The sequence below is a fragment of the Streptomyces sp. enrichment culture genome, from assembly GCF_964272855.1.
Taxonomy (GTDB): domain Bacteria; phylum Actinomycetota; class Actinomycetes; order Streptomycetales; family Streptomycetaceae; genus Streptomyces.
The window spans coordinates 3,692,452-3,709,098 of the sequence record NZ_OZ186847.1; the positions used below are offsets into that span (position 1 = coordinate 3,692,452).

Annotated in this window: 19 protein-coding genes and 1 pseudogene; 6 read left to right on the forward strand and 14 right to left on the reverse strand. The window is 71.3% G+C overall.

Annotation, left to right across the window (positions count from 1 at the left end):
• Positions 1–63 precede the first annotated feature (63 nt).
• The 3 genes from ACSU6L_RS15775 to ACSU6L_RS15785 are packed head-to-tail and all read left to right on the forward strand — an operon-like array spanning position 64 to position 1,753.
• The gene (locus ACSU6L_RS15775) at positions 64–753 is read left to right on the forward strand and encodes an AzlC family ABC transporter permease (protein ID WP_437057363.1); all 690 of its coding nucleotides are present in this window, start codon (positions 64–66) and stop codon (positions 751–753) included.
• On the forward strand, positions 750–1,064 hold the full coding sequence (locus ACSU6L_RS15780; RefSeq protein ID WP_437057365.1) for an AzlD domain-containing protein: 315 nt from the start codon (positions 750–752) through the stop codon (positions 1,062–1,064). Before ACSU6L_RS15775 ends, ACSU6L_RS15780 begins: the two co-directional genes overlap by 4 nt.
• 41 nt (positions 1,065–1,105) lie before the next feature.
• Positions 1,106–1,753 carry a class I SAM-dependent DNA methyltransferase gene (locus ACSU6L_RS15785; RefSeq protein ID WP_437057367.1) on the forward strand — a complete coding sequence of 216 codons (648 nt, stop codon included), beginning with the start codon at positions 1,106–1,108 and terminating at the stop codon, positions 1,751–1,753.
• On the opposite strand, the gene ACSU6L_RS15790 is transcribed toward ACSU6L_RS15785, so the two are convergent.
• Complete coding sequence (locus tag ACSU6L_RS15790; RefSeq protein WP_437057369.1) at positions 1,750–2,280, reverse strand: DUF6817 domain-containing protein; 531 nt, start codon at positions 2,278–2,280, stop codon at positions 1,750–1,752. The two genes, ACSU6L_RS15785 and ACSU6L_RS15790, sit on opposite strands and share 4 nt — an antisense overlap.
• Positions 2,281–2,452: 172 nt before the next feature.
• Between ACSU6L_RS15790 and ACSU6L_RS15795 the strand changes: the two genes are divergently transcribed.
• Together ACSU6L_RS15795 and ACSU6L_RS15800 are read left to right on the forward strand one after the other, a co-directional pair.
• Entirely contained in the window at positions 2,453–3,364 is a 912-nt protein-coding gene (locus tag ACSU6L_RS15795) for a LysR family transcriptional regulator (protein ID WP_437057371.1), read from the forward strand.
• A 36-nt stretch (positions 3,365–3,400) separates the two neighbouring features.
• Entirely contained in the window at positions 3,401–4,294 is an 894-nt protein-coding gene (locus ACSU6L_RS15800) for a sigma-70 family RNA polymerase sigma factor (RefSeq protein ID WP_437057373.1), read from the forward strand.
• Between the two features lie 10 nt (positions 4,295–4,304).
• On the opposite strand, the gene ACSU6L_RS15805 is transcribed toward ACSU6L_RS15800, so the two are convergent.
• Both ACSU6L_RS15805 and ACSU6L_RS15810 read right to left on the reverse strand, forming a co-directional pair.
• The gene (locus ACSU6L_RS15805) at positions 4,305–4,652 is read right to left on the reverse strand and encodes a DoxX family protein (RefSeq protein ID WP_437057374.1); all 348 of its coding nucleotides are present in this window, start codon (positions 4,650–4,652) and stop codon (positions 4,305–4,307) included.
• Positions 4,653–4,747: 95 nt separating this feature from the next.
• The gene (locus tag ACSU6L_RS15810) at positions 4,748–6,697 is read right to left on the reverse strand and encodes an AMP-dependent synthetase/ligase (protein ID WP_437057376.1); all 1,950 of its coding nucleotides are present in this window, start codon (positions 6,695–6,697) and stop codon (positions 4,748–4,750) included.
• Between the two features lie 203 nt (positions 6,698–6,900).
• On the opposite strand from ACSU6L_RS15810, the pseudogene ACSU6L_RS15815 reads away from it, so the two are divergent.
• A pseudogene (locus ACSU6L_RS15815) lies at positions 6,901–7,786 on the forward strand (MaoC family dehydratase).
• On the opposite strand, the gene ACSU6L_RS15820 reads toward ACSU6L_RS15815, so the two are convergent.
• The 11 genes from ACSU6L_RS15820 to ACSU6L_RS15870 all read right to left on the reverse strand — a co-directional run bounded on the left by ACSU6L_RS15820 (position 7,769) and on the right by ACSU6L_RS15870 (position 16,608).
• On the reverse strand, positions 7,769–8,398 hold the full coding sequence (locus ACSU6L_RS15820) for a TetR/AcrR family transcriptional regulator (RefSeq protein ID WP_437057378.1): 630 nt from the start codon (positions 8,396–8,398) through the stop codon (positions 7,769–7,771). The pseudogene ACSU6L_RS15815 and the gene ACSU6L_RS15820 sit on opposite strands and share 18 nt — an antisense overlap.
• A 45-nt stretch (positions 8,399–8,443) precedes the next feature.
• Entirely contained in the window at positions 8,444–9,763 is a 1,320-nt protein-coding gene (locus ACSU6L_RS15825) for a dicarboxylate/amino acid:cation symporter (protein WP_437057380.1), read from the reverse strand.
• Between the two features lie 59 nt (positions 9,764–9,822).
• Positions 9,823–9,924, reverse strand: coding sequence for a putative leader peptide (locus tag ACSU6L_RS15830; RefSeq protein ID WP_338013038.1), 102 nt, complete (start codon positions 9,922–9,924; stop codon positions 9,823–9,825).
• Between the two features lie 142 nt (positions 9,925–10,066).
• Positions 10,067–10,381 carry a DUF4229 domain-containing protein gene (locus ACSU6L_RS15835; RefSeq protein WP_437057383.1) on the reverse strand — a complete coding sequence of 105 codons (315 nt, stop codon included), beginning with the start codon at positions 10,379–10,381 and terminating at the stop codon, positions 10,067–10,069.
• A 77-nt stretch (positions 10,382–10,458) separates the two neighbouring features.
• Complete coding sequence (locus ACSU6L_RS15840) at positions 10,459–10,983, reverse strand: GNAT family N-acetyltransferase (RefSeq protein ID WP_073940662.1); 525 nt, start codon at positions 10,981–10,983, stop codon at positions 10,459–10,461.
• Positions 10,984–10,999: 16 nt separating this feature from the next.
• On the reverse strand, positions 11,000–11,644 hold the full coding sequence (locus ACSU6L_RS15845; RefSeq protein WP_437057385.1) for a UdgX family uracil-DNA binding protein: 645 nt from the start codon (positions 11,642–11,644) through the stop codon (positions 11,000–11,002).
• 109 nt (positions 11,645–11,753) lie between these two features.
• The gene (gene mqnE, locus ACSU6L_RS15850) at positions 11,754–12,917 is read right to left on the reverse strand and encodes an aminofutalosine synthase MqnE (protein WP_437057387.1); all 1,164 of its coding nucleotides are present in this window, start codon (positions 12,915–12,917) and stop codon (positions 11,754–11,756) included.
• A gap of 39 nt (positions 12,918–12,956) precedes the next feature.
• Positions 12,957–13,412: an Lrp/AsnC family transcriptional regulator gene (locus ACSU6L_RS15855; protein WP_073940665.1), complete on the reverse strand. Its 456-nt coding sequence runs from the start codon at positions 13,410–13,412 to the stop codon at positions 12,957–12,959.
• A 57-nt stretch (positions 13,413–13,469) separates the two neighbouring features.
• A complete protein-coding gene (locus tag ACSU6L_RS15860) occupies positions 13,470–14,144 on the reverse strand; it encodes a UbiX family flavin prenyltransferase (RefSeq protein WP_437057389.1) in 675 nt (224 codons plus the stop codon).
• Between the two features lie 160 nt (positions 14,145–14,304).
• Positions 14,305–14,889, reverse strand: a complete 585-nt coding sequence (locus tag ACSU6L_RS15865) for an SUKH-4 family immunity protein (protein ID WP_437057391.1) — start codon at positions 14,887–14,889, stop codon at positions 14,305–14,307.
• 3 nt (positions 14,890–14,892) lie between these two features.
• A complete protein-coding gene (locus ACSU6L_RS15870; protein WP_437057393.1) occupies positions 14,893–16,608 on the reverse strand; it encodes a nucleic acid/nucleotide deaminase domain-containing protein in 1,716 nt (571 codons plus the stop codon).
• Positions 16,609–16,647 lie beyond the last annotated feature (39 nt).

Here is a 16,647-nt window from a genome sequence, read left to right on the forward strand (position 1 = left end):
TCGCTCCAGAAGTACGATCGTTCGGCTTGACGAACAGGAGGCCGTCTGTTCATTGTAGAAAACATGCGTTCGTCCTTCCGAACACCCATGGTCCTCCCCCTCGTTCGCGACGCCTCCCTCGTCTGGGTGGCCGGCGGCGTCGTCGGGATCTCCTTCGGCGCGGTGGCCGTCGCGGGCGGACTGCCCGTGTGGGTGCCGGTGGTGATGTCCCTGGTGGTGTACGCGGGGTCGGCCCAGTTCAGCGCGGTCGGCGTGCTGCTGGCCGGCAGCGGACCGCTCGCCGCGGCCGCCACCGGCCTGCTGCTCAACACCCGTACGGCCGCGTTCAGCCTGGCCGTCGCCGACGTGATCGGCCACGGCCGCCTCGCCCGGCTGCTCGGCGCCCACCTCGTCACCGACGAGACCGTGGCCTTCGCCCTCGCCCAGTCCGACCCCGAGCGGCGGCGGACGGCGTTCTGGGTCTCGGGGCTCGGACTGTTCGCCGTGTGGAACGTCTCGGTCCTGGCCGGGGCCCTCGCCGGCAGCGCGCTCGGCGACACCGCCGCCTACGGGCTGGACGCCGCGTTCCCCGCCGTCCTCGCCGCCCTCGTGCTGCCCGCCCTGCGTGACGACGCCCGCACCCGCCGCTGCGCGCTGCTCGGCGCCTGCGTCGCCCTGCTGGTGACGCCGGTCGTCCCGGCCGGAGTGCCGGTGCTGCTGGCCCTCACGGGGCTCGCCCTGTACGGCGGCGGGCGGAAGGGGGCCGCGGCGTGAACCCGACGGTCGCGATGATCCTGGCGCTCGCCGTGGGCACGTACGCCTTCCGGCTGGTCGGGCCGGTGCTGCACGGGCGGGTCGGGATACCGGCACGGGTGCAGGAGGTGCTGTCCGCCGGGGCGGTGGTGCTGCTCGTCGCCCTGCTGGCCGGCGGCGCGCTCACCGAGGGCGGCGGTTTCGCCGGCTGGGCACGGCCGGCCGGGGTGCTGGCGGCCGTCGTCCTGGCCTGGAGGGGCGCGCCGTTCGTGGTGGTGGTGCTGGGGGCGGCCGGGGTGACGGCGCTGCTGCGGGCGGCGGGCGTGGCCTGAACCGGCCGGTGTGTCACAGGGGGCCTCTAGGGTCCGTGCCCATGACCGACACCGACTTCCTCGCCACCACCCGCACCTTCTACGACGCCATCGCCGAGGAGTACGCCGAACTCGCCACCCGCGTCTTCGCCGCCCAGCCGCTGGAGCGGGCGCTGCTGGGCGCGTACGCGGAACTCGTCGGCGGCACCGGGGAGGTGGTGGACCTCGGGTGCGGAACGGGCCTCGTGACGGCGCACCTCGCCTCCCTCGGGCTGCCGGTGTCCGGCCTGGACCTGTCGGCGTCGATGCTGGCGGTGGCCCGGCGCGAGCACCCCGGGCTGCGGTTCACGCAGGGCTCCATGCTGGACCTCGACCTGCCCGACGGGGAGCTCGCCGGGGTCGTCTCCTGGTACTCCTCGATCCACACGCCGGTGGACCGGCTCCCCGGCCTCTTCGCCGAGTTCGCCCGTGTCCTGGCCCCGGGCGGGCACCTGCTGCTCGCCTTCCAGGTCGGCGACGCACCCCTCCACCTGGACCAGCCGTTCGGCCACCCGGTCGCCCTGGACTTCGAACGACGGCGGCCGGAGCGGATGGCGGAGCTGCTGGAGGGGGCCGGGTTCGCCCTGCGGTCGCGGACCGTGCGGGAGCCGGACGAGACCCTGGGCGAGTCCGCTCCGCAAGCGTTCCTGATCGCCGTACGGCGGCCCTAAGGGGCGTCGCCCAGCACGGCCAGGCAGTCCGTCCACGCCGCCTGGCTGAGCAGGGGGCGGAAGCGGGTGAACAGGGACAGCAGTTCGGGGCCCCACCGGGCGCGGAACACCGGGTCGTGCCGGGCGAGGTCGAGTTCGTTGGCGGCGGTGAGTTCGGCGAAGTCGCGGCGCAGCCGCTCGTCCGGCCGGTGCCGCGCGCCGGTGAAGCGGTCGCGTACCTCCCCGGTGCCGTCGGCGAGGGTCGCGTAGCTCGCCGAGCGGTCGCAGCTGCCGTAGAGGTAGACGATCGCCTCGGCCTCCGGGCCGATCACGGCGATCAGTTCGGCCCGCCGGTCGAGCGGGAGCAGGACCGCCGGGAAGCCGTCGGTGCCGTAGCAGGCGTGGCACAGGCCGGCCTGCTGGAGGGCGGGGCGGGCCTGCCAGGCCGCCAACCGGTCGCGGACGCGGTCGAGATGGGCGAGCAGGGTGCCGCCGCGGTGCGCGAGGGCGCCCGCGCCGAGCTGTTCGAGGAAGGTGCGTGCCTGCATGGGGTCCTCCGGTGGTGTGGGTCGGCACCCGCTCCTCCCCCGCCACCGGTCCGGACCTCGGCGGGGCGCGGAGCGGGTTGCCGCCCGGGCCCTGCCGAGATCGTCGTACACCGGCTGACGCCCAGTCAATCCTAAGAAATACTGCACACATCCAAGCGATACCTTGGGTCTCATGACGCTCGACGACCTCCGCGTGTTCGTGGCCGTGTGCCGTGCCGGAAGCCTCAGTGCCGTGGCCCGTGACCTCGGCTGCACGCAGTCGGCGGTGAGCCAGCACGTGAAGCGGCTGGAGCGGGAGACCGGGGTCAGCCTGCTGGAGCGGCGCCCGCGCGGTGTCGTGCCGACGGCGGCCGGGCGGGTCCTGGAGGCCGCCGCGGCCGAGGGCATCGGCGGGCTCGACCTGGCGCTGCGGCGACTGCGTGACCTCGTCGACGGCGAGACCGGCTCGGTGCGGGTGGCGACCGGCGGCACGACCGTACGGCACTTCATGGCGGACGCCATCGTCGGCTTCCGGCGCCGGCACCCGCGCGTCAGCCTGGAGTTCCGCACCGAGAGCTCCAGCCGCGCCTGCTTCGACGCCCTCGCCGGCAGCGACCTCGACCTCGCCTGGATCACCCTCGGCCCACCGGTGCGCGGCATCGAGCAGCGCCCGGTCGTCGACCTGCCCTGGGTCCTGGCGGTGCACGCCGACGACCCGCTCGCCGCCCGCCCCGCCCTCGACCCCGCCGGCCTCGCGGACCTGCGGCTGATCCGCCTGCCCCCTGACTCGACCTCGGCGGCCCACCTGGACGCCGCCTGCGCCGACCTCGGCGTCCGCCTCGCCCACGACACCAGCGTCGCCGACTGGGACACCGCCCTGCTGCTCGCGGAACTGGGCCTGGGCCGGGCAGTGGTGCCCGCGCTGCCGGGACTGCGGGCGGCGAGCGGCGGCGGCCTGCGGCTGGTGCCGCTCCCGGCGCTGCGACCGCTGACAGTCGGCTGGGCGGCCCGGCAGTGGGACGCGCTCACCCCGCTCGCCCGCGCCTTCGCCGAGACGGTGGCGGCGAGCCGCCGCGCCGACGCGACGCCGAGTGGAGGGCGGTAGATTTCCCGGGAGTTCGGCGAGCGGGGGGGAAAGGGAATGGGCGTACCGGCCGGCACACTGTCCGCCGAGCGGTTCGAGGCCGAGCGGGGGCGGCTGCGGGCCGTCGCCTACCGGATGCTCGGGTCGCTCGGGGAGGCCGAGGACGCCGTGCAGGAGGCCTGGCTGCGGGCCTCGCGCGCGGACACCGGCGAGGTCGGCAACCTCGGCGGCTGGCTGACCACCGTCGTCGCCCGGGTCTGCCTGAACGTGCTGCGCGCGCGGCGCGCCCGGCCCGAGGAACCCCTCGACCACACGCTCCTGGACACCCGGCCCGACCCGGAGCAGGAGGCGCTGCTCGCCGACTCCGTCGGGGTCGCGCTGCTCGTCGTCCTCGACCGGCTGGGGCCCGCCGAGCGGCTGGCGTTCGTGCTGCACGACATGTTCGCCGTCCCCTTCGACGACATCGCGCCGCTCATCGACCGCACCCCGGCCGCCGCCCGGCAGCTGGCGAGCCGCGCCCGGCGCCGGGTCAGGGGCACGGACCCGGCGCCCGCCGATCTCGGCCGGCAGCGCACCGCCGTCGCCGCGTTCCTCGCCGCCACCCGCGGCGGGGACTTCGAGGCGCTGGTGTCGCTGCTCGCCCCGGACGTCGTGCTCACCGCCGACAAGTGGGTCGTGCCGACGCCCGAGCCGGTCACCGTGGCCGGCGCCGACCGGGTCGCGCGGGGCGCCATGGCGGCCATGGGCCGGGCCCGGTTCACCGGCCCGGCGCTGCTGGACGGCCGGGTGGGGCTGGCGATGGCGCCGGGCGGACGGCTGGCGCTGGTGCTGTTCTTCACCGTCACGGACGACGGCATCACGGAGATCGACGTCGTCGCGGACCGGGAGCGGCTGGCGGAGCTGACCGTCGCCGCGCTGCCCGGGTCGCTTCCCGGGTCGCTTCCCGGGTGACGTCCGGCTGTCAGGCGGTGACGCCCAGGACCAGGGAGGCGAGCGCCGGAGCGGCGTACACCAGCGGGAACGGGATGTGCGAGAACCACCGGGCGCGGACGACGGTGATCACCGCGCCGGTGAAGTAGAGGACCAGGCCGACCGCCGCCAGCAGGCCCACCCACGGGACGACGAGCCCGGCCAGCAGGCCCACCGCGCCCGCGGCCTTCGCGGTGGCCAGCCACGGCCACCAGGCGCGCGGCACGCCGTAGTCGGCGAGCGGCTTGACCACCCAGGCGGCGCGGAATTGGATCGCTCCGGCGGAGAAACCCGCCATCAGGGCACCCAGGACGGTGACGACGACGTAGGCAGTGGACATGGTTTCGGCTCCCATCGTTTCGGCTCGTTCACCTGGCTGACACGGCCCGGCGGGCGAGTGTGACGGGGAACGATCCGATGTGACCACAGTCACTTTCAGGAGCGGTACAGGCCGTCCACCTCACGGGCGAAGTCCCGCAGGATCACCGCCCGGCGCGGCTTCATGGACGGCGTCAGATGGCCGGTCTCCTCCGTGAAGTCGACGGGGAGGACGGTGAACCGGCGGATGGACTCGGGGCGGGAGACCAGTTCGTTGGCCTCGTCCACGGCCCGTTGCAGCACGGCCCGCAACTCCGCGTCGTCGAGGAGCAGTTCCGCGGGCACGGGGTGCTTGCCGTTCATCCGCCGCCAGTGGCCGACGCCTTCCATGTCCAGGGTGATCAGGGCGGCGACGTAGGGGCGGTGGTCGCCGACGACCACGCACTGGGAGATCAGCGGGTGCTGCCGCAGCCAGTTCTCCAGCGGGGCCGGGGCGACGTTCTTGCCGCCCGCGGTGATCAGGATCTCCTTCTTGCGGCCGGTGATGGTCAGATAGCCCTCGTCGTCGAGGTGTCCGAGGTCGCCGGTGGGGAACCAGCCGTCCGGCGTCGCCGCGACCACTCCGCCCGCGTGCGGGTCCCAGTACCCGCGGAAGACCTGTCCGCCGGAGATCAGGATCTCCCCGTCGGCGGCGATCCGCACCCGCGACCCGGGCAGCGGCCAGCCGACGGTGCCGAGGCGGGGCTTGAGGGGCGGGGTGACGGTGGCGGCGCCGGTGGTCTCGGTCAGCCCGTAGCCCTCGTACACCTCGATGCCGGCGCCCGCGTAGAACGCGGCGAGGTCGCGGCCGAGGGGTGAGCCGCCGCAGATGAGGTAGCGGACCCGGCCGCCGAGCGCGTTGCGCAGGCGGCGGTAGACGAGCGGGTCGTACAGGGCGCGGGCGGCCTTGAGGGCGGCGCCGGGGCCGGGGCCGGTGCCGTGCCGGCGGGCCTCGACGGCCTCCCCGTACCGGCGGGCCGTGTTCACCGCGCGTTCGAACGCGCCCGCTTTGCCGCCGCTCTCGGCGGTGGCCCGCGCGTTGTTGAAGACCTTCTCCAGCATGTAAGGGATGGCCGGCAGGAAGGTCGGCCGGAACCCGGCGAGGTCGGCCAGCAGGTCTTCCGCCTTGAGGCTCGGCGCGTGCCCGAGCCGTACCCGGGCCCGGACGCACGCGACGGCGACCATCCGGCCGAAGACGTGTGACAGCGGCAGGAAGAGCAGGGTGGACGGCTCCTCGTCGGTCCGCGCCTTGAAGACGGGGTAGAGGAGTTCGATCGCGTTGTCGACCTCGGCGAGGAAGTTGCCGTGGGTGAGGGCGCAGCCCTTGGGACGGCCGGTGGTGCCGGAGGTGTAGACGAGGGTGGCGAGGGTGTCGGGGCCGAGGACGCCCCGCCGTACGTCCACCTCCTGGTCCGGTACGAGCGCGCCGCGCTGGGCCAGCGCCTCGACGTGTCCCTTCTCGACGACCCACAGGTACCGCAGGTCGCGCAGCCGTTCGAGTTCGGGTCCGATCGCGGCGGCCTGCCCGGCCGTCTCGGTGACGAGGGCGACCGCTCCGGAGTCCTGGAGGATCCAGCGGGTCTGGAAGACGGAGGAGGTCGGGTACACGGGCACGGTGACGAGCCCGGCCGCCCAGGCGGCGAAGTCGAGCAGGGTCCACTCGTACGAGGTGCGGGCCATGACCGCGATCCGGTCGCCGGGGACGAGCCCTTCGGCGATCAGCCCCTTGGCGACGGCCAGCACTTCGGCGGCGAAGCCGGCGGCCGTCACATCGGTCCAGGCGCCGTCGTCGGCACGGCGGCTGAGGACCGCCCGTCCGGGCTCGGCGGCGGCGTTCTCGAACGGCAGGTCGGCGAGCGAGCCGTGGGTGACGGGCGGCACGAGCGGCGGTACGGCCACCTCGCGCACCTCGCCGTCCAGCCGCCGCAGTTCCGGTTCGACGAGGACGGGACCGCTGTCCGGGTCGTAGTCGAGTGCCGAGGCGGACGACACCGGCGGCACCGGCTGGGACGAGTACGAGATGGGCATGCGGCTCCTCCGGGCGGCTCGGGTGTTACCGCCGGTAGGACGGGGATCCTACGGCGCCCGCGTGAGGGGCCTGTGCGGGTTCCTGGAGGTTTCGGGAACGGTCCCGGGTCTGATGTGTGCAGAGCACAAACATCAACTCGCCTTACCTAAGGTAACCTTACTTCAGAGTAAGCACAGCGGACACGTCCCCGGGAGCCCCCGACATGGCCTCACTCACCGGTTCCCTCACCCGTGGCGCCCTGCTGTCCCCCTTCAAACGCCCCCGCCCCGACGCCGGCTACCCCCGCGCCCCGCTCACCCTCGCCCGGGCCCGCGTCGACCTGGCCCGGCTGGCCGCCTACGAGCGGGCCTGCGGCTTCCCGACCGGCGCGGACGCGCTGCCGCCGACGTATCCGCACATCCTCGGCTTCCCGCCGGCCATGCGGCTGATGAGCGGCCGGGACTTCCCGCTGCCGCTGGTCGGCCTCGTCCACACCTCCCTCGACCTCACCCGGTACGCCACCCTCCCGGCCACCGGCGCATACTGACGTCACCGTCCGCGCCGAGGGACTGGCGCCGCACCGCAGGGGCACGGAGGCGGCGGTGGTGACCGAATTGCGGTCAGCCGGACAAGCCGGAGATTTCGGAGACACCGAAGAAGCCGAAGAAGCCGAAGAAGCCGGAGAAGTCGTCTGGGAGTCGAGAAGTACGTACCTCGCCCGGCACCGCGCCGGCCACCCGGCCGGCACGGCGGGCGCGCACCCGGACACCCCCCTGCCCGAGCTCGCCGAATGGCACCTCGCCGGCGACCTCGGCCGCCGGTACGCCGCCGCCTCCGGCGACCGCAACCCCATCCACCTGCACCCGCTCACCGCCCGCGCCCTCGGCTTCCCCCGGCCGATCGCGCACGGCATGTGGAGCGTGGCCCGCTGCCTCGCCGAACACGGCACACCGGACGCGGTGCGGGTACGGGCCCGGTTCCTCGCGCCCGTACCGCTGCCGGGGACGGTCCGGTACGGCGCGCGGGACGGGCGGTTCGAGCTGCGCGGGGGCGAACGGGTCCACCTCACGGGGAGCGTCGAACCGCTCGGCTCACCCCTGCGGCGGTGACCAGGCCCGCCCCTCCAGCAGGCCGCCGAGGCCCGCCCAGGCGAAGTTCATCAGCGTCGCCGCCGCCTGCCGGGCGGTGACCCCGGCAGTGGCGTTGGCCCACGCGGCGAGCGACTCCGCGGCGCCCACCAGGGACTCGGCGAGCCCGGCGGCCTCCCGCTCGGGATACGCCTCGGGGGCGGCCTCCGAGATCAGCCCGGTCACGAACGCCACCGCCTCCGCGCGCATCGCGGTGACCTCGGCGGCGAAGGCGTCCCCGTGGGTGCGGGCCTGGACGTGCAGCACCGACCAGCCGTCGGGGTGCCGGGCGGTGTGCGTGAAGAACGCCAGCAGCCCGTCCCACAGCTGCCGGTCGGCGGGCAGGGACGGGTCGATGCCGGAGCGGACGGCCGAGATCAGCGCCCGCGCCTCACGGCGGATGCAGGCGCTGAACAGCTCGTCCTTGGAGTGCAGATACAGGTACACCAGCGGCTTGGAGACGCCCGCGACCTCCGCGATGTCGTCCATCGAGGCCGCCATGTACCCGCGCTGCCCGAAGATCCGTACGGCGGCGTCCAGCATCTGCTGCTCACGGACCGCACGCGGCATCCGCTTGGTCTTCACGGAACCCATGCGGAACAGCGTACGGTCCGTGCCGCGCCGTTACTGACCGCTCGGTCAGGCCGCGGCCTGAACCGCCCGGGACTCGTCGACCGGACCCGCGGCCGACTCGTCGACCGGGGAGCCGCCGCCCACCGAGTCGTAGGCCGCGCGGTCCAGCAGCCCCTCACGGGCGGAGACGACGACCGGGACGAGGGCTTGGCCGGCCACATTGGTGGCCGTGCGCATCATGTCCAGGATCGGGTCGATCGCGAGCAGCAGACCGACGCCCTCCATGGGCAGGCCGAGCGTGGACAGCGTCAGGGTCAGCATGACCGTGGCGCCGGTGAGGCCGGCGGTGGCGGCGGAGCCGACCACGGACACGAACGCGATCAGCAGGTAGTCGCCGACGCTCAGCTGGATGTCGAAGATCTGCGCGACGAAGATCGCGGCGATCGACGGGTAGATGGCGGCGCAGCCGTCCATCTTCGTGGTGGCGCCGAACGGCACCGCGAAGGAGGCGTACTCCTTCGGCACGCCCAGCCGCTCGGTGACCTTCTGGGTGAGCGGCATGGTGCCGACGGAGGAGCGGGAGACGAACGCCAGCTGGATGGCGGGCCAGGCGCCCTTGAAGAACTGGAGCGGGTTGGCCTTGGCGACGGTCGCCAGCAGCGCCGGGTAGACGCCGAACAGGACGAGCGCGCAGCCGATGTAGACGTCGGCGGTGAAGGTGGCGTACTTGCCGATCAGGTCCCAGCCGTAGGTGGCGATGGCGTTGCCGATGAGACCGACGGTGCCGAGCGGGGCGAGCCGGATGACCCACCACAGGGCCTTCTGCAGCAGCTCAAGGACGGACTCGCTGAGGCTCAGGATCGGCTGGGCCTTGTCGCCGAGCTGGAGGGCGGCGACACCGGCGACGGCGGCCATGAAGACGATCTGCAGCACGTTCAGCTCGGTGAACGGCGTGATGACGTCGGTCGGGACGATGCCCGTCAGGAAGTCGATCCAGGACCCGGTGTGCTCGGGCTCCGCGCCGTCCTTCGGGGTGAGGCCGGTACCGGCGCCGGGGTTGGTGACCAGGCCGATGGCGAGGCCGATGGCCACCGCGATCAGCGAGGTGATCATGAACCAGAGGAGGGTGCGGCCGGCCAGCCGGGCCGCGTTGTTGACCTTCCGCAGGTTGGTGATCGAGACGAGGATCGCGAAGAAGACGAGCGGGGCGACGGCGAGCTTCAGCAGCCCGATGAAGGTGCCGCCGATCTTCTCGAGGGTGGTGACCAGCCAGGAGAGGTCCTGGCTGCGGGCTATCCAGCCGAGCAGGACACCCAGGACGAGGCCGGCGAGTATCTGGGCCCAGAAGGGCACCTTGAACGACTTCGTGTTCGCGGACACGGACATGCTCCGTTGGGGGCGCGTAGGGGAAATACGTGGACTGACGACGAAAGGGCCGGGCGGCGTCAGCGGGGACAGATCCCGGAGGCGCACCGGCAGAGGTCCACGTGCAGGCGCGCCACGAGCATGAGGCTCGGGGACCAGGGGGACGCGGCTGCTGACTTCACACCGAAGACGTTAACACCTGAACTTTGGGAGTCCCAAAGCCTTACTTTGAGAGGTGGGCGGCCACCGGCACCCACGGAACGCAAGAAGCCCCGTACTCCGAGGTGTTCGGAGGCGCGGGGCTCTGTACTTGTGTGACGCGTCTTACGACGTCTGGCCCTGCGCGGACTGGCCCTGGGCGCGGGCCGCGTCGTCGGCGCGGTCCTCCTGGCTGCGGTTGGCCTCGAAGTTGGCCTTCACCTGGTCCACCTTGCGCACGATGCCCTCGGACGCGCGGTCCCGGGCGCCGCGCAGCACCACGAAGCTGATCGGCGCGGAGATCACCAGCGCGAGCAGGACGATCCACATGCCGTTGGAGTCGCCGAGGCCGCGCGGGGCGACACCGGAGTAGACGAGGCCCCAGACGACGACCAGGCAACCGGCGAAGATGCCGAGGCGCATCAGCGTGTATCGGAGCATCTCAATCCACTCTTCCGATGACGAACAGGGGCACGATCCAGTGAAGCACGCCGACCACCCGATCTTGCAGGCGGGGCTCAGCCCAGCGGCAGCAGCATGACGACGTCGTCCCGGTCGTCGTCCGGGGCGACCCGGATCGCGCCGGGCACGCGTCCGACCTCCTTGTAGCCGCAGGACGCGTAGAACCGTTCCAGGCCGAGACCGCCGCGGCAGGTCAGCCGGATCGCCTCGATCCCGTCGAAGCCGCGGGCGGCGTCCTCGGCGGCGGCGAGCAGGTCACGGCCGTACCCCTTCCCCTGGTGGCGGGGGTGCACCATCACCGTGTACAGCCACAGCCAGTGGGTCATCAGCCGGTGGGTGTTGAAGTGGAAGAAGCCCGTGGCGGCGACGCGCCCGTCCTCGTCGTGGCCGACGAGCAGCCGGGCCCGGCCCTCCGCCATGGCCACGAGGTGCCTCACCAGCTCGGGCCGGATCGTCTCCCGTTCCACCGGCGGCACGAAGCCGACGGCTCCGCCCGCATTGGAGACGTCGGCCCACAGGTCGAGGATGCCGTCGCGCAGGTCGGGGGTGACGGCGGGATCGAGCGTGAACGTAAGGGGCATACAGGCATCCTAGTCATTACGACAGCGCCCGCGCCGCCACCTTCAGATCCGCCACCAGCCCTTGGTACGCCCCCTCCCGGTCGTCGGCCCGCAGCACCGACGACGGATGCACGGTCGGCACCAGCCGCTCCGCGCGCCCGTGGATCTCCCGCTCCAGCACCGTCCCGCGCACCTCGCCGACCCGGAACGACGAACCCAGCAGCGCCTTGCCCGCCGTCGCCCCCAGCACCACGATCAGCTCCGGCTCCACCAACGCGAGCTCGGCCGCGAGCCACGGCCCGCAGGCCGTCATCTCCCGCAGACTCGGCGCCTTGTGGATCCGCCGCTTCCGGGGCTCGGCCTGGGTGAACTTGAAGTGCTTGACGGCGTTGGTCACGTACGCCTCACCGGGATCGATCCCCGCTTCGGCGAGCGCCCGGTCGAGCAGCTTCCCGGCGGGCCCGACGAAGGGCTTACCCTGCCGGTCCTCCTGATCACCGGGCTGCTCACCGACGAGCATGACGCGGGCGCGCGCGTCACCGGCCCCGAACACGGTCTGCGTGGCATCACGGTGAAGGGGGCAGCCACGGCACTCGCCGGCGGCCCGGCGCAGATCATCCAGATCAGCACCGTCCGGCACGAAGGGCTCGGCGGTGTACTGCTCCTCGGGCGCACTGTTCACGCCCTCGCGAGTACCCCCCTAAGGGGCGCGGGACTCTGTCGATATGCGGCTCCGCCGCGTGGGCGCGAGCCCCCCGACCCGCACCCGAACGACGACGCTCACCCGGCGTTCACACCCTCATCGGCTGGGGCGACTCCCGCCGCCCCGCGTCCGGCCCCTCGAACTCCCGGATGACCTCGTACCGGGTGTTCCGCTCCACCGGCCGGAATCCCGCGTCCCGAATGAGATCCAGCAGATCGTCCCGTGTCAGCTTGTTCGGCGTGCCGTAGTTGTCCGCGTCGTGGGTGATCTTGTACTCGACCACCGACCCGTCCATGTCGTCCGCCCCGTGCTGCAGCGCGAGCTGCGCGGTCTGCACACCGTGCATCACCCAGAAGACCTTGACGTGCGGAACGTTGTCGAACAGCAGCCGCGACACCGCGAAGGTCTTCAGCGCCTCTGCCGGGGTCGCCATGGTGGTGCGGGCCTGGAGGCGGTTGCGGACCTTGCCGTCCTTCATGTCGACGAAGTCGTGCTGGTAGCGCAGCGGGATGAACACCTGGAAGCCGCCGGTCTCGTCCTGCAGTTCACGCAGCCGCAGCACATGGTCCACCCGGTGCCGGGGCTCCTCGATGTGCCCGTACAGCATGGTGCTCGGGGTCTTCAGCCCCTTCTCGTGCGCGAGGCGGTGGATGCGGGACCAGTCCTCCCAGTGGGTGCGGTGGTCCACGATGTGCTGCCGGACCTCCCAGTCGAAGATCTCCGCGCCGCCGCCGGTCAGGGACTCCAGCCCTGCGTCGATCAGCTCGTCGAGGATCTCGCTCGCGCTCAGCCCGGAGATGGTCTCGAAGTGGTGGATCTCCGTCGCCGTGAAGGCCTTCAGGGAGACGTTCGGCAGCGCGGCCTTCAGCTCCCGCAGGGAACGCGGGTAGTACCGCCACGGCAGGTTCGGGTGCAGCCCGTTGACGATGTGCAGCTCGGTGAGGTTCTCCGACTCCATCGCCTTGGCCAGCCGCACGGCCTCCTCGATGCGCATGGTGTACGCGTCCTTCTCGCCCGGCTTGCGCTGGAAGGAGCAGTACGCGCAGGAGGCCGTACAGACGTTGGTCATGTTGAGGTGCCGGTTCACGTTGAAGTGCACGACGTCGCCGTTCATGCGCGTGCGCACCTCGTGCGCGAGCCCGCCGAGCCAGGCCAGGTCGTCCGACTCGTACAGCGCGATGCCGTCCTCGCGGGTCAGCCGCTCACCGGCGCGGACCTTCTCCTCCAGCTCGCGCTTGAGCCCGACGTCCATGGGTGATCCCTTCCTAGACAGACTTCGTAAACCGTACGCCTACGCCTCTTCCGGCAACTCCCCCACCCGGTTCTCCCACTTGGTGGAGAGCACGATGGTGGTACGGGTCCGGGAGACGCCCTTGGTGCCGCCCAGCCGGCGGATGATCCGCTCCAGCCCGTCCACGTCGGTCGCCCGGACCTTGAGCATGTACGAGTCGTCGCCGGCGATGAACCAGCAGTCCTCGATCTCCGGCAGGTCCTTCAGCCGGCGTGCCACGTCCTCGTGGTCGGCGGCGTCGGAGAGCGAGATGCCGACCAGGGCGGTGACACCGAGGCCGAGCGAGGCGGCGTTCACGGTGGCGCGGTAGCCGGTGATGACACCGGCCGCCTCCAGCCGGTTGATGCGGTCGGTGACGCTGGGTCCCGACAGGCCGACGAGGCGTCCCAGCTCCGCGTAGGAGGCCCGGCCGTTCTCCCTCAGGGCCTGGATGAGCTGCCTGTCCACCGCGTCCATGCGATTCGAAGCCTTCCGCTGAAGAAATCTGAGATCCGAGAAACGAGCGTGTGGGGGTCAGTCGTTGCGGGCGCCGCCGCCGAGTTCCCCTTTCCAGCGGCGGTACAAAGTGTGGGGGACGCCGACCGCGTCGAGGACACGTCCCGCAACGAAGTCGACCAGGTCCTGGATGTGCGTCGCGCCCGCGTAGAAGGCGGGCGAGGCGGGGACGACGGAGGCTCCGGCGTCGTCCAGGGCGACGAGGTGCCGCAGGGTCTGTCCGCTCAGTGGCGCCTCGCGCACGGCGACCACCAGGGGCCGCCGTTCCTTCAGCGTGACACTCGCGGACCGCTGGAGCAGGTCCTTGGAGAGTCCGAGCGCGACTCCGGCGACGCACGCGGTGGAGGCGGGCACGATCAGCATGCCCTTGGCCGGGTACGAGCCCGAGGACGGCCCGGCGGCCAGGTCGCCGGCGTTCCAGTACCGCACCGCGTCGAGGTCGACCCGGAAGGCGTCCGGCTTCCCGTCGGCCCCCCGCGCCAGCCATTCCCCGAGGTCGTCCCGCCAGTGCGCGTCCCGGAAGGAGATGCCGGTCTCGTCCAGCAGGGTGAGCCGTGAGGCCCGGCTGACCACCAGGTCGACGCTCTCCCCCGCGTCCAGCAGCGCACGCAGCACCGCGGCGGCGTAGGGCGTCCCGGACGCTCCGGACACCCCCACGATCCAAGGCGCGCGCTGTGTTTCTCCTGCGTTCACACCCCCGAGCCTACCGGCGGGCCGGGCGATGTTCAGGCCGGGGGCGCCCAGCTCACCAGATGCCGCTTTCGAGTTCCTCCAGGATCACATTCCACTGGAATTCCTCGTCCTCGAACGGAGTGGGATCGAATTCGCCGGAGAACGACACGAACGCCCCCGGTCAGGTGTAGACACCTGTCGACAGGTTCTCGAAGAGTTCGTTCCATTCGCTCAGTTCGTGGGCGAAGGGCAACGGGTCGACCTGCTTGATGTCCGCCAGCAGCGTCTCGACTTCTCGCTGACGGCGCGCGTCCTCCCACTCGGGGGCTTCCCCGTTCGCCTGCTCGTAGGACTCGATGTAGCCGACGAAAGCGGTCAGGGTTCTGGCCAGGGAGGACAGGTCCCGGTGGATCGGAACGATCTCCTGAAGAGCATCGGTGTACTGGTACACCACTCCCGTCTCCGGATCGATCACCACAGCGTTGACCGGGAAATTCCCGATGGGAACGACCGCCTTCACACCGGCCGGGAACGTCCACCCCCGCTGCTCCCGCGAGGCACGGTCCCACAGGAGTTCGGGATCGAAGTCCGCGGGAAGTCCGAACGGCAGCTCCCACTCCTCGGACGACGGGATGCCCACCTCCGCGAGGAATCCCAGCGTCTCTCCGGTGAAACCGTACTGCTCCGCGGTGCTCCGCGGCAGCAGGTGCACGTTCTCCTCTCCGACCACGTCGGTCAAGCTCTCGTGATCAAGATCGAAGATCACGGATCACCCTTTCTTGGCTTTGCGGGCGGCTTCCATGACCGCGCCGTCCGCTTCGGTCATCATCCCATGGCCGAGGCCGTGTTTCTCGTGCCAGTCACGCAGGTTCAACCGGTACGTCTTGTGCTCTTCGTCCTTCTTGGGGTCGGTCTTGCCGTCCGGACCTGGCGTCTGGTCGTATTTGTGCGAGTGCGTCACATCCATGTCTTGTTCGAAGTGCTCGGCAAGCCATTGGTCGCACCATGAGCTGGCGGCCTGGCACGGTTGTCGCTCGGTATACAGGGGCCCGAGCCCGTCTGGATTTCCGTCCCTGAGCACCGGATAGCCGATGGTGCGTTCCGAGTGCACCCCCTTGCTGTGCCCGACCAGGATGAAGGAATTGCCGTTGGAGTCGACGTAATGGGCCGCGGCGTAGTTTCCGCCTTTGTAATCCTGCTTGGAGTAACGCGCCAACTGTGTGGCGTAGGCCAGCTCGCTCTTCTCGTGGGGCTTCAGCCGCCTCGACTCGACCTTGGGATTGTCAGGGTCCGGCTTGAGACTGTAGGGATTTTCGCCTTTGTCCACCGTGGCGCGGTATCGCCAGACCTTGCCGTCCTCCCCGACCAAGTCGGGGAGGCCCGCCTCGTCGCCCTTCATTCTGGTCGGCTTGCTGCCGTCCGCATGGAGCCGTTCGACCGTGCCGTCGTGATTGAGGAGGTACATCGGGGTGTCGCCCCCGCCCCCCTTGCCGTTCGTCTTGACTTTCTGAGCGTCGTGCCCGACGTCCAGGTCGCTCCCCTTGTGCGTCTTGGACGTGGCCTTGACCTTGTCGGGGACGGTCTCGGTGACATGCTTGGTTATCTTCTTGACCGCCTTCTCGGCACCGTTCAGCGCACCTTCCAGCACCCCGTCGAAAGCGGCAGTGAACGAGTCCTTGCCCTTGGTCTTACTGAAGGAGCCTTTCGCCTTGGCGAACGGCGTGGCCGTCGCGATGCTCAGCTCTCCCCCGTGCGCGGCGACCTTCCCCGCCCCGTCCTCGAACTCGACGTGGTCGATGTGCAGCTTCTTGTCGCCGCCTTCCCCGCCGGGTCCGCCTCCTCCGCCGGCCGAGGCCAGCTGCATGCCCGGCCCCTTCTTGCCGTCGCCGCCGTCCTCCCCGGGCGGCAGCTGGAACGCGCCCTCCACCAAGTCCAGTACGGCGTCCTCGGCGAGCTTCTCCAGCTTGGCGGTGACGGGCTCGGTGACCCGGGTCGTCAGCTCCTCCACGATCCGGTCGACGGCCTCGTCGATGATCCGCTTCACCAGCTGCCGCATGGCGGCGACCTCGGCCGCCCCGATCAGCGCGGACAGACCGCCGGTCACAACCGACAGTCCCAGCGAGATGCCCACAGACCCGGCCATGACGGCGAGTTCGACCTCGGCCTTGCGCTTCATCCCGAAGATGATGTCCGCGACCACGTCGCAGGCGTCCGCGAACAGCCTCGCGATCTCGGGAATCCTGTCGAGGTGTTCGGCCTTCACATGGCCCCAATGCTTCTCCATGGCATCGACGGCCCATCCCTCGGACGAGGAAAGGATTCTTCCGAACGCCTTGTGCGCGTCCCCGCCGTGGCCCTCGAACTTGTCGGCGAAGTCGCGCATGGCCGTGGCCATCTCGCGGTAGTCGTCCTCGTCGACGTTGGGGAAGTTGATCCCGATGAAGTCCAGGATCTCGTCCAGCCAACCCGGGATCGTGTAACCCATCGCCGCACTCCTCCCGTCGAAGTCCCCCTCCCGCAAGGG